The organism is Streptomyces sp. H39-C1 (assembly GCF_027158125.1).
In the GTDB taxonomy this organism is placed as follows: Bacteria; Actinomycetota; Actinomycetes; order Streptomycetales; family Streptomycetaceae; genus Actinacidiphila; species Actinacidiphila fildesensis.
The window spans coordinates 1-11,735 of sequence record NZ_JAPVLS010000156.1 but is presented as its reverse complement, the minus strand read 5'-3'; the positions used below and the strand labels follow the sequence as shown (position 1 = coordinate 11,735).

Here is an 11,735-nt window from a genome sequence, read left to right as displayed (position 1 = left end):
ACGGAGCTCCTTCGGCAACAAGCTGTCTTGGACGACTGCCTGTACCAACGAGCTCCGTTGCACTACGTCGAGAAACCTTCCAGGCACTTGCGTGACCTGCGAAAACGCTAACTACCCGGCCTTGGGGGAGGCCCCGGTCTTCTGCAGCGACTACGACTTCCGCATACCGACGTATCAACGCCCGTACGCGTGGGGGGTCGACCAGGCCGACCAGCTGCTGTCCGACCTGGTGGAGACATTGGACAGCGGGTCGGACGAGCCCTATTTTCTCGGGTCGATCGTGCTGGTGAAAGACCCTTCCCAGGCCATCGCTGAGGTCATCGACGGGCAGCAGCGGCTGACCACTTTGACGATCCTGTTTGCGGTGCTGCGGGACTTGGCCGACGATCCGGAACTGCAGGCGGAGTTGGATGCGGCGGTGGCGGAGCCGGGCAAAATCTCCAAAGGTCTGGCTGCCAAGCCGCGGCTGACCCTGCGCAGCAAGGACGCGGAGTTCTTCCGGAGCAACGTGCAGACGAGGGGTGCCATTCCAGCGCTGCTGGACCTGTCGGCTGCCGGACTGAAGACGGACGCGCAGAAGGCCCTACGGGACAACGCCAAGTCGTTGCACAAGGCGCTGTCCGAGTGGACGGCCGGCCGACGGCTCGATCTGGTGCAGATGCTGATCATGCGTACGTTTCTCGTCGTCGTCAGTACGCCCGATCTCCACAGCGCGCACCGGATCTTCAGCGTCATGAACTCCCGCGGCCTCGACCTCTCCCCGGCCGATATCTTCAAGTCCCAGATCATCGGCGACCTAGGTGAGGGCCATGCCGCGGACGTGGCAGCCGCGAAGTGGGAGAACGCCGAGGAAGCTCTGGGCCGCGACGACTTCGGGGACCTCTTCCTGCATCTGCGGATGATCTACGCGAAGGAGCGCGCCAAGGCGGAACTGCTCAAAGAGTTCCCCAAGCAGGTCCTCGAGCACTTCCTCCCGGGCAAGGCACAGGCCTTCGTCAACGAGGTACTGGTGCCCTACGCGGATGCGTACGCCCAGATCCGGGATCACGACTACGCCGCCGCAACCGGCGCTGAGCGGGTCAACGTCTGGTTCCAGCGCCTGGTGCAGATCGACAACAACGACTGGCGGCCATCGGCACTCTGGGCGCTCCGTAATCACGCGCCGGACCCGGAGTGGCTCGCCAAGTTCTTCCAGGCTCTCGAACGCCTAGCCGCCAGCATGTTCATCCGCCGCGTGTACACCACGCCACGAGTCCAGCGATACGCGGAGCTGCTGAAGGAGCTCGACGCCGGCCAGGGGCTTGCTTCCCCCTCACTCCGGCTCACCGAAGAAGAGCTCTCGGCAACCCGCGAACGTATCAACGGACCTCTGTACCTGGACCTCAAGACCCGCAAGTACGTCCTGCTGCGCCTGGATGAAGCGCTGGCCAAGAGCTCGGGCGTCGTCTACAACCACCCCCTGATCACCGTCGAGCACGTTCTCCCGCAGAACCCGAAGGCCGACTCCCAGTGGCTCGCCGACTTCACCGACGATGAACGGCAGTTCTGGACCCACCGGCTGGGCAACTTGGTCCTGCTCAACCGCTACAAGAACGCCGAGGCGCAGAACCACGACTTCGCCAAGAAGAAGGCCACGTACTTCACCGGCAAGCTCGGTGTCGCCAACTTCGCCTTGACCGCAAAGGTGGTCAGTGCGAACAGCTGGACCCCCACCACCCTGGCGGCCCGCCAGAGCGAGCTCATCGGCGAGCTCTGCTCCGCCTGGGAGCTATAACGCCCCATGGCAGTCTCTGGCCTCGCCGGGTGGTGGCCAATGAAGGTCAGCGAACGACAGTCTGGATCTCGCGGACGGTCAGGTCGGTGGTGGTACCGAAGGTCCCGTCGGGGAGGTCGACCGGCTTGGGATTGTCGGTGCCCGTCCAGCTGATCTTCCAGGTGACGGTGGCCTTGAAGTGATACGGGCTGTTGGCACCGGACGCGTGGCGGTAGGTCACGCCGCACGGCGGCGTGCCATGGGCAGTGGCGGTGTAAGGGGTGCCGATGCTGCCGTCCTTACCGAGCGGGCAGACGCCATTGGCGGGATAGACGTCGGCATCGGGCGTGCCCGGGTCGAGGGTGACACCCACTGGGGTCGCGGTGGTCGTCGCGGACATGCCGAGCAGCGGTACCGAAGCGGTGACCGAGACCGGATGGAAGGCGGTCTTGTCCAGCCACGCCCAGGTCGCCAGGTTGACCGTCTGCGGAGCCTTGGCGTCAGGGTTCAAGCTGATCTCTGTGTCCGGGACACGGAGTTCGGCGTAGGCGAGTTCGGAGAGGACCTTCGGGTTGATGGCGTTCGGCTCTTTGGGCTGTTCACGCGTGGCAGCCCAGAAGTCCTTCGTCTCGAAACAAGCGGCAACCTGGACGCGATCGGAGTCGGTCATCGGCGTCTTGCCGGTGTCGTCGCGGAAGTCCGCAGTCCACCAGTAGCCCTTGCCGGCCTTATCGAGGTTCCAGTCCGTGTACGGGTGGCCCTTTTCGTAGTGGTCGTACATCGAGGCGACCCACGTCTTGTCGCCGGTGATCGACAGGCGGTCGGTCCACAGCGCCTTGAACGCCTTCGGGTCGTAGTTGGGTGCGAACCAGCACGGTGGCGGTGTCCAATTGGTGGCCGGGGTCACCGGCCCGACGGACTTGCCCGCACCGTTCTTGCTCCGGTCGTACGTGACGGCGCCGGCCTTGGCGGCGATGGTGTGCTCGTCGTTGTTGTTCGTTCCGGAGCTCTGTCCGGACTGCTCGTCACCTCCGCCGGGAGTGGTGGCGTAGGCCGCAGTCGGCACGCAGAGCAGGGTCACGCAGATGACGAGAGCGCCGGCACCGAGGCGGTTCAGACTCACGGCTGGCACTGTGCGGACCCCCGCTGGGTGAGAACGTCACTGGTCTGCCACACGCCCTGGGTGCTCTTCTCCAGTTTCGTCACGTACAAGACGTAGGCGTCTTTGGTGACCGGCGTCGTCAGGACCTTGCCACTCTTGCGGTCCTTGGCGTACCCCTTGCTCTCATCGCCGCAATAGGTCAGAGCCGCGCCGCTACCCGTGAATGTGACGCCGGGGTTGTAGTAGCGCGTGGTCCCGGTGAGCGAGTAGCCGTGGTCCAGATACCACTTGATCGACGTGCGTGCGGAGGACTGCGTGCTGCCCTTGGAGTAGAAAGAGACGGCCGGTGAATCGGGTTTCCCGTTCACGATCGCCTCATCCATGGCACGCACGCGCTCCGCGGCGTCCGCCCAGACAGCATCCTTCTTTGCGTCTCCACTGGAGGCGCCTTCGAAGGTGAGTTTGAGATCTGCGGGGAGAGCGACCTTCGGTCGCTGTACCGCATCGGCAGTCGGCGAACTCGCCGATGTTGGACCGTTGGTCGGAACGCCGGCAATCTTGTCCGATCCGTCGTCGGAACCACCGCCGCAGGCGGTGAGCAGCAGGACGGCGGCGGCCACAGTGGCCGCCATAGGCAGAGTGCGGGTAGTCACGTACACCCCTTCAGGCTTCTCGAACATCTAAGCTCCCTCACGCTATCGGGCGACGGGATGCGGGCGACAGACGGCCTGTGTCTCGTCGCTGGGGCGGAGGGTGCTACGAGTTGTCCCGGACGTATTCGCGCAGCCGTTCCTCGATGCGGGCCAGCCACTGCTTCCAGCTCGTGCCCTTCGGCGGATATCCGTAGAAGCCAAGCATGCGGAATGCATGCTCCAAGGATTTTTCCGACGAGGTGATCGCACGGACGTCGGCAATGTTCTGCAGAATCGTCCCGGCCCAATCTGTATCGCTCCCGAGCGCTTCGATGAATTCGGTGAGCGCTCCCTCGTGATCGTAGTCGTCCTGCCAGTACATATAGAACTGGCCGCCGAGCAACGACCCGAGGTCGGAAAATCGCTCCTTCCATTCCCACCGGGTCTGCGGGGGCGCCTGCACCGCCTTTTCTCCGTCGGCGACAAACCTTTGCAAATGCGGCAGCATACGGTTGAAATGTTCAGCCGGGTCCGCTTGGTCCGAGGCATGCAGGCGCTCCGGACTGATGCCCGCGTCGGCGAGTTGCAGGAGAACCTCGTCCGTGGGCCCCTCCGCGAGGATCCGCTCGATCTCCGAAATCACCCGGGTCGCCCGGCCAGGATGGCGCGCGGCTTCCCGCAGGTAGCTCAGCATCGCCGGCGAAGGCGCCTGCTTCGTGTCGATGTCAGCCGCGGGTCCGTTCGGGTCAGCAATACGAGCCTCCCTGCGGGCCGCAGCGTAAGCGTGCAGCAGGCCCGGGAGCTCCTGGAACCAACGTTCATCCGGTTCCGAGGTGGGCTCGCCCTGGTCCTCATACGACTGGTCGGCCATGCGCAATACCTTTGCTGATAGCAGATGATGGGGCGTTCACGGCCTGTGGAAGCTGACGCAGGCGGTAACACTGCTTCGGGTGCGGAGCCGCGTCACGGACTCGGAAAAGCGGTAAGAATCTTGTAGCCCTCCGGTGCCGACGGATCCCGCTTGATCACGATCGTGACCCCGTCCACCGAGTGCGGCGCGATCCCCATCATCATCTCATCGCGAGTGATGCTCTTCCCGATCTCAGCGTTCTCGAACCGCGAAGTGAAGTCCTGCTTCAAACCCTTGCCGCTCTTCAGCCACGTCTCAATCTTGCCTTTCTGATCCTTCATGACATCGTTGACGGCCTTCTGCGCCTCGGTGTAGCTGTGGAACGACGACGCCGCATCCAGACCTTCTTTCGTGATCCGATCGCGCAGATCCTGATCTTTCTTGCCAACATGTTTGCCGATGGAGTGACCGCCCGCTGCCTCTTCCTCTGCGAGGTCGATTTCCCGGGCAAGAGGCGGCTTCGGGCCACCACGTGGCCACTTGTCCTCGAAATTCCTCAGGAGGACCTGGAGTTCGTCCCACTTGCTACCGAGCATCTCCCGTAGACGGGACAGATCCGCCATGGCCCCGCCGTCCTTGCCCGCAAGGGCCAGGGCGGGACCCAGCGGCCCGATGGACTTCCCCAGCTCGGAGATGAGCTTTCCAGCGGAACCAAAGGCGATACCGAGGAGGGCTCCCATCTCCAAGTCGTCCTTGATCGCGCCGGGATCCTTGAGCCGCTCGGTGTCGAAGAGCGCGTCCCAGGCGAGCGCGGTGCCGGCGCCGGACAGCGCCATCTTGGCGATCGACTCGAGCGCCTTGAGGGCGCGGGCGAGGCCGCCGACGGATTCGATGAGGGCTTCGAGGATGCGGGCCATGCGACGGCCGGCTTCTTCGATGCGGGCGATCAGCGCCATGATCTTCATGGCGCGTTCGCCGGAGGCGATCGCGGCGGCGGCCTCGGCGATGGGCCCGGTGATCAGGGTCAGTGCCAGCGCCGCGGCTTCGAACTCGATGATCTCGGCGGCGATCACGCCGATCTCGGATATCAGCTCGTGCGCTTCGTCGGCGAAGTGCTGGAGCGCTGCCTCACCCTTGTCGAGGATGCCGCAGACCTTGTCCGCGTGGCCCCGGACCTGATGAGCGCGGGCTGCGAACGCCTCAGCGGCTTTGCCCTCCCACTGCACGCCGTCCAGCGCGGTCATGGTGTGCCAGGAGGCGTCCGACAGATCCTTGGCGAGGTCTTTCCAGTGCTTGGCTATCTCGCGGATGCCGTCGGGGTCGACCGCCGGGTCGGTGACGCCGATGAACTCCAGCACATCGGCCGTGGAGTGGCCTATCGCCTCGTTGAGTTTGTGCAGGTAGTGCAGCGGATTGAGGCTGTGATGCAGGGGATTGAGATCGACCACGCCGGCTACGCCCTGCCCTTGCCCTGGCCAAGTTTTCCGGCGATGAGCCTGTCGACCTCGTCGATGAGCGTCCCGATGTCCCCCAGCGCGGTGGCCTCGTCGCCCCACTCACTGTGCAGCGCCTCGACTGCATCACCCAGCTGGTCCATGGCGTTCCCGACGGTGTGGGTCGCGGACGTCAGCGAGCCGAGCGCGCCGAACGCGGACAGATCACCGGCTGCAGCACGGAAGGCGCTCAGCGCCTTGGGCAGCTTGTGCGTCGCGTTCCGCAGATTGGTCGCGGCGGCCGTCATCGACGCCGCTTCCGTGTGCAGATCCCCCGCCATGCCAGCCCATCCCCCATACCCACCACGCTCGCCACCAGCGGCGAGCTCCAACTACAAGATCATGTCGATCACGCCTTGCGGCACTGACAGCGCCGACGAGGGGCCAGCCGAAGCTCCCTGCGTGCCCGGGCCATCGCCATCCATGTGACCACTGATGCGCTTGGGGCGGTAGTACGCATTTCAGCCCCATGGCGTTCCGCCGTCGACAACTTCCCGGCCGGAAGAGCGCTACAGAACCACCGTTGGTACAGAGGAAGACGTGGGTGAGCATGCCTGAGGCAGCCGACAATGCCCCGGCGTCGCACCTGGTTGGTTCACAACGCTTCTATGACCATGCTCCGCGGTCGGCGTGCCAGCTACGTGCGCCGGTCTCGCCGCCAAGCAGAGGATCCGCGAAGGCCGTGACCAGCGCCACCACAACGCTGAACGTCTCTGGGTAACCGGCTGCCGCCGGGCCCTGTCGACGGCGCCAGGCAGCATAGGACGTCTGCCGGCGCTCACCGAGGTCCGTGACCGAGGCACTGAGCAGCTGGAGGTCAATGCCCCGGTGAGCGGCCGTGGCTGTGAGCGCTGCGGCGAGTTCGCCGCCGTCGAGACTGTTGAGCGAGATCAGACGGTAGAGATCCGCATAGTCGCGGTCACGGGTGTTGAAGTCGCCGAGCGACACCGCAGTAGAGAGCTTCTCCGCGATGACTGTGGCGATCGGATAGCCGAACAGCCGGAAGCTCTCAGCGGCGAGATGCTGGGGGTACTCGATGATCTGCGGACTCGGTGTGACGGGATCCCCGAAGCTGACATCCAGCTGCAGCTTGAGGCGCGCACGGGCGATCGTGGCAACCATCACCAGACGCACACCGTGGTACTCGTCATCCTCACGGATCGGCACGGTCTTGAGCGTGGTCGGATCGAATGCGACACCATCGTCGAACTCCAACTCCGCGATCGCAGCGATCCTGCGTACGATCTCGGCATCATCGCCGGGGAAAGCGCGGGCGAGGATGTCGATGTCACGGGTCATCCGACGGGCGCCGAACTGGGCGAGCAGGAGTCCGCCCTTAAGGACGAAGTGCTTCCCGCCGAGAGGTGATTGCGCCAGCCTGTAGAGGAAGCGTTCGAGCACGTACTCGACCATGACCTCGTCGGTGGACCGTCCCTGCCTCCGGGCCAAGTTGCGCAAGTCGTTGTAGACGCGGCCGGCTGTGGTGTCGCGGGTCGGCTTCGACATCAGGCAAGAACCGCCTCAACAGCAGGACGGACAACAGACAGGACTCCCAGTTCGCGCGCGATGCGCTGCAACTCGCCAACACCTTCACGCCCGCTCCCGCGCACATACCGGCCGAGCGCGGAGAGCGCGAGCATCTCCCCGAAACGGCTCCGTAGGCGCATCGCGTCAACAACACTGCGCGCGGCGCCGTATACAGCGATGGTCTCCCCCGGCGCCGCTTCGAACTGCTCAACCCCCAGGCTGAACGTCGCCGCCGCATACTGAGCGACCACGACAGGCGGATAGGAGATCACCGGCCGGTGCGTGCCACGCGCAACAGCGATATGTACCGCTGAGGGGATGTCGTCGATCAGCTCGTGAAGAGCGAGAGCTGACTCGCCGCACAGGACAGCATGAGGAGCCCGAGCGCAGACAGCGAGCAGGTCCAGGTACGCGGTCTCCGGTGCGGTCGCGAGACGGTAGACACCCCGCGACAGCTCGTCAATCTCCCCGGCCCGGGCCAGAGCGGCCAGATCCCGCGGCGACAGGGCCGCTCCACGAGCCTGCGCCGTGGTGAACGTGGGCGGCAGCGCAGCCAACCGCAACCCGAGCCGAGAGTCATCTTCCGAGGGATCCACGTATCAAATCCTACCCATATGCGGCCCTCATGGGATGGATTCAATACAGATCCTAGCGAGGCCCGTACCCGAGCAGCCCTTACCGCTCACGCACACGGCCCTCCGCATTCCTCCTCTGAAGGCCGATACATCCCCTGACCTGCTGTTTCATTGAATCTCTGCCGCGTTCAAGCCTCCGGCCCTCGCCTTACAAGAGCCGCTGGGATCGTGATCTTGAGTGACTGAACGTGCCGCGCGGTGCTGTTCCTGCTGGTCAGCGCCGCGCGGCATGTTTCACTGTCCGTGACTGGGTGGCTCCTTCCGGACCGTCCGCTCACGCATCGCTCACGCAAATGGCCCCCGCGAGACGCCCCCTCTGGGCAGCCAGCTCTAGCGGTACGGCAATCCCGGGACGCGACCGCCACTCTGCGAGTCATACACCGAGGAGGCGTGGTTCGGCGGAAACTCAGACTCCGACGGCATTCTTGTGATCCCATCAGAGCATCCAGGATCGTTCCACGAAGCCTGATAACCCCTGTTATCGAGGGTTAGTGGGACTCTGCCGAGCGCCAGCCGTATGGTTCGAATGCACCGGGCAGCAGACGCTCTAGGGGCCAGCGGTGGGCGGCGCCCGATTAGGCCACCGTTGCTTGCACACGGATCGTTGGAGAGGAGCGCACATCATGGATCACCTTACGGAAGCGGAGCTGCGCTCCTCGGATTTCCCTGCGGCTGGGCCTCTCGTCTCGATGTCGGACATTGCGGCTCTCGCACAGGTGAAGCGCCCTGTGGTCTCCACTTGGCGCCGGCGGCACGCGGACTTTCCGGCCGTCGTCGCGGAGAGTGCCGGCCGTCCTCTGTTCGACGGCGGCCAGGTGACCGACTGGCTCACCGCCACTGGCCTCGGCAACGCCGATCCGACCGAACTTCGTTCCGAGACAGCTCTCTTCGGCATCAAGGCGCAGGCACGCCGGTTCGGCGCACAACAGCTTGTCGAGGTTGTTGGCAGCCTCCTCTGTCTGCGCAAGCTCGACGGTCACCCGCTGGCCAACGTCGTTTCGGATAGCGATGTCACCGCTGCGGACAACGACCGGGAGCTATGGGCCGCCGTGCTAGCCAGGGCCGGACGGATGGATGCCGAGGACGAGTTCGTCCTGCGCGAGCTTCGCTCTGTGGATGCGGCAGCAGCCCCGCTCGCCAGGCTCGCTGAGAACTTGGTCGAGGCCGCCTACGACGAGCGAGGCGCATACGAATGGCTGATCGCCTCCCGCTCTCGGCTGGGCCTCGACTCGCTCGCCGCAGATGCCCTGGCCCCAGAACTGCAGGGCCTCTTCACCCAGCTCACCGATCTCGGCTCCCGACTCGAGCACGGCCGATCCTTGACCCTCGCCGACCCGAACGCCCGCGTAGGCGACCTCCTCGTCGCGCTACTTCGTGAGGCTGACGACTCTGAGCGCATCACCGTCCTGGCTGCCGATCCCGATGAGCGGCTGGCCCGCATCGTCCGACGCCGCCTGCTCCTCGCGGGCGTCGATGAACTCGCCCTCGACGTACAGACCGGTCACGATCTGGAGGAGCGCCTCGCAGACCCGGACCTCATCGTCACTCAGCTCCCGTACCGTCCCGGCGAGGGCCGCTCGGTGCTTGCCGCCTTGGAAGGCGTCGAGCGCATCGCCGATCTACTCGGATCCGGCTCCACCGCCCTCGTACTAGGGCCCGCCGACGCCCTTGTGGACGCACTACGGGGCACGGAGGAATCACAGCTGCGCTCAGCTCTCCTACGTAGCAAGATCGTCGAGGCCGTCATCGCCCTACCCGGTGGCGTGCTGCCCTACCGCCCTGGCTACCGGCCGGCTCTCTGGATTCTCACCCGAGACCCCGTTCCGTCGGCCGAGGGCAAGGTCTTACTCGCCGACATCAGCGCCGAGCTTCTGAGCGAGAGCGTACGCACCCAGCTGGCCGAGGACGTTCTCCTCTGGCGCGCTGAGGGATTCCGCGCTCTCGACGGCCACGACCCCCGCTACGGACGCGTGGTGGATATCGCCGATCTGGACCGCGCTTTCGGCGGCCCGCTGACCCCGCCCGCACCGCCCGCCTCCGCGATCCTGTCCCGCACGGTCACCGAGCGACCCGCGCTCATCGCTGAGGCCGAGGCGCACCTTGAGCGTGCGGAGGCACATGCCCGGTCTTACGGGGACGAGCACGGCCCGTACCACGGGGGCATCCTGCGACGGATCGGGCGCATGCCCCGGCGGACCACCCTCGGCGCGCTGATCGCGGAGGGCAGGGTCGTCAAGCTTCAGGGCAACCGCCTCGACGAGAACCATCTCGTCGGGGACGGCCACCACACGGTACTTGGCCCCGAGGAAATCACCGGGGGCGGTGGCGTCGGAGCACGCCGCATGGACCGACTGGTGCTGGCAGCGAAGTACGACCGGGTGGCGCTCACCGAACCAGCCGACGTCGTCTACACCCTGGTGCCCCGACTTGGCCTGTACGTCGATTACGAGGGATTCAGCGTCGTTGCCTTCCCGGCCCGTGTGCTCCGCGTAATCCGCGGCACCGTACGTCCATTGACCCCACGCGTGCTGGCGGCCCTGCTCGGAGCCGCCCGCAATACCGGACGCAGCCCCAGCGCCGTACGCCCCGCCCGCCGGATCGAGGAGTACCAGCTGCCCGATCTCGACCCGGACGACGTCGAACGCTTCGATGTCCTGCTGGCTGAGACCGAGCGTCGGGAGGCGTTGCTGCGCGCTCAGGCCGACGCGCTCGCCGAGGCCCGGCGGCTGACGGTCGCCGGCCTGGCGGACGGCACCCTCACGCTGGACCGCACATGAACTACCCACCTGACATAGTGCATTCCTTGACCATTGACGCTGTGTTGTCGCGCAGTCACCAGGAAGAAGGATCGATGCCCCCGCGTAAGCGAACCGCCGCCGGACAGGGCGAACTGCCCGGTGTCTCCAGCACCAAGGAGATCCAGGACATCCTGTGGAAGGCCGCAGACAAGCTCCGTGGCTCAATGGACGCCGCCCAGTACAAGGAGTTCGTGCTGGGCTTGGTGTTCCTGAAGTACGTCTCGGACGCCTTTGCCGAGCGCCGTGAGGCGCTAGCCGCCGACCCCGAACTCGCGGCGATCCCGGAGCACCGGCGAGCGGCGTTCCTGGAGGAGAAGGACGAGTACACCGAGAAGAACGTCTTCTGGGTGCCCCCGACCGCCCGCTGGAACTACATCTCGGAGAACGCGTCGAGTGCGGAAGGCGGCGTCGGGAAGCTTCTCGACGAGGCCATGGACGAGGTCATGAAGGCCAACAAGGCCCTCACCGGCGTCCTCCCGAAGATCTTCAACCGCGACAACGTGGACCAGAAGCGCCTGAAGGAGCTGGTCGACCTCATCAGCGACGCCCGCTTCACCGGGCACGGCGACCGCCCGGCACAGGACGTGCTCGGCGAGGTCTACGAGTACTTCCTGGAGAACTTCGCCAGGGCGGAGGGCAAGCGCGCCGGCGAGTTCTACACCCCCGCTAGCGTGGTGCGGCTGCTGGTCGAGATCCTGGAACCGTACGAGGGCCGGGTGTACGACCCGGCCTGCGGCTCGGGCGGCATGTTCGTGCAGTCGGGCAAGTTCGTCGCCAAGCGGCGCGGCCAGGACCACACCCACGACATCGCGGTGTACGGCCAGGGCTTGATCAAGTTCCTTAGGTGACCGGTTCGTTGGTGATGCCCAGGATGGGGAGTGCTCGTTGGGGTTCGTCGCGGATCGCCCGGGTGGTCTTGGCGATGTTGTCGGCTCCGAGGGTTTT

General features: G+C 65.5%; 10 protein-coding genes. 3 read left to right on the top strand and 7 right to left on the bottom strand.

Annotated elements, in window-relative coordinates; all coding sequences use genetic code 11:
- Nucleotides 1-121: 121 nt before the first annotated feature.
- Entirely contained in the window at nt 122-1,774 is a 1,653-nt protein-coding gene (locus tag O3W51_RS45660; RefSeq protein ID WP_269289855.1) for a DUF262 domain-containing protein, read from the top strand.
- A gap of 46 nt (nt 1,775-1,820) precedes the next feature.
- Here O3W51_RS45660 and O3W51_RS45655 read toward each other — a convergent pair whose 3' ends face one another.
- The 7 genes from O3W51_RS45655 to O3W51_RS45625 form a co-directional block, all read right to left on the bottom strand.
- Nucleotides 1,821-2,876: a hypothetical protein gene (locus O3W51_RS45655; RefSeq protein WP_269289853.1), complete on the bottom strand. Its 1,056-nt coding sequence runs from the start codon at nt 2,874-2,876 to the stop codon at nt 1,821-1,823.
- Nucleotides 2,873-3,535: a hypothetical protein gene (locus tag O3W51_RS45650; protein ID WP_269289851.1), complete on the bottom strand. Its 663-nt coding sequence runs from the start codon at nt 3,533-3,535 to the stop codon at nt 2,873-2,875. The genes O3W51_RS45655 and O3W51_RS45650 overlap by 4 nt, the downstream gene beginning before the upstream one ends.
- Before the next feature lie 76 nt (nt 3,536-3,611).
- Nucleotides 3,612-4,358 carry a contact-dependent growth inhibition system immunity protein gene (locus O3W51_RS45645; protein WP_269289849.1) on the bottom strand — a complete coding sequence of 249 codons (747 nt, stop codon included), beginning with the start codon at nt 4,356-4,358 and terminating at the stop codon, nt 3,612-3,614.
- 92 nt (nt 4,359-4,450) lie between these two features.
- On the bottom strand, nt 4,451-5,785 hold the full coding sequence (locus O3W51_RS45640) for an RNase A-like domain-containing protein (protein ID WP_269289847.1): 1,335 nt from the start codon (nt 5,783-5,785) through the stop codon (nt 4,451-4,453).
- A 5-nt stretch (nt 5,786-5,790) separates the two neighbouring features.
- A complete protein-coding gene (locus O3W51_RS45635) occupies nt 5,791-6,111 on the bottom strand; it encodes a hypothetical protein (RefSeq protein WP_269289844.1) in 321 nt (106 codons plus the stop codon).
- Between the two features lie 325 nt (nt 6,112-6,436).
- On the bottom strand, nt 6,437-7,336 hold the full coding sequence (locus O3W51_RS45630; protein ID WP_269289841.1) for a nucleotidyl transferase AbiEii/AbiGii toxin family protein: 900 nt from the start codon (nt 7,334-7,336) through the stop codon (nt 6,437-6,439).
- Nucleotides 7,336-7,953 carry a type IV toxin-antitoxin system AbiEi family antitoxin domain-containing protein gene (locus O3W51_RS45625; protein ID WP_269289838.1) on the bottom strand — a complete coding sequence of 206 codons (618 nt, stop codon included), beginning with the start codon at nt 7,951-7,953 and terminating at the stop codon, nt 7,336-7,338. Before O3W51_RS45625 ends, O3W51_RS45630 begins: the two co-directional genes overlap by 1 nt.
- Before the next feature lie 728 nt (nt 7,954-8,681).
- Between O3W51_RS45625 and O3W51_RS45620 the strand changes: the two genes are divergently transcribed.
- Nucleotides 8,682-10,769, top strand: a complete 2,088-nt coding sequence (locus O3W51_RS45620) for an N-6 DNA methylase (protein ID WP_269289835.1) — start codon at nt 8,682-8,684, stop codon at nt 10,767-10,769.
- 74 nt (nt 10,770-10,843) lie between these two features.
- Nucleotides 10,844-11,638: a type I restriction-modification system subunit M gene (locus tag O3W51_RS45615; protein WP_269289832.1), complete on the top strand. Its 795-nt coding sequence runs from the start codon at nt 10,844-10,846 to the stop codon at nt 11,636-11,638.
- Nucleotides 11,639-11,735: the final 97 nt, after the last annotated feature.

Excerpts from the sequence above, each read along its gene's own strand:
- O3W51_RS45650 (WP_269289851.1), bottom strand. The coding sequence starts at position 3,535 with ATGTTCGAGAAGCCTGAAGGGGTGTACGTGACTACCCGCACTCTGCCT.
- O3W51_RS45615 (WP_269289832.1), top strand. The coding sequence starts at position 10,844 with ATGCCCCCGCGTAAGCGAACCGCCGCCGGACAGGGCGAACTGCCCGGT.
- O3W51_RS45630 (WP_269289841.1), bottom strand. The coding sequence starts at position 7,336 with ATGTCGAAGCCGACCCGCGACACCACAGCCGGCCGCGTCTACAACGAC.
- O3W51_RS45620 (WP_269289835.1), top strand. The coding sequence starts at position 8,682 with ATGTCGGACATTGCGGCTCTCGCACAGGTGAAGCGCCCTGTGGTCTCC.
- O3W51_RS45635 (WP_269289844.1), bottom strand. The coding sequence starts at position 6,111 with ATGGCGGGGGATCTGCACACGGAAGCGGCGTCGATGACGGCCGCCGCG.
- O3W51_RS45645 (WP_269289849.1), bottom strand. The coding sequence starts at position 4,358 with ATGGCCGACCAGTCGTATGAGGACCAGGGCGAGCCCACCTCGGAACCG.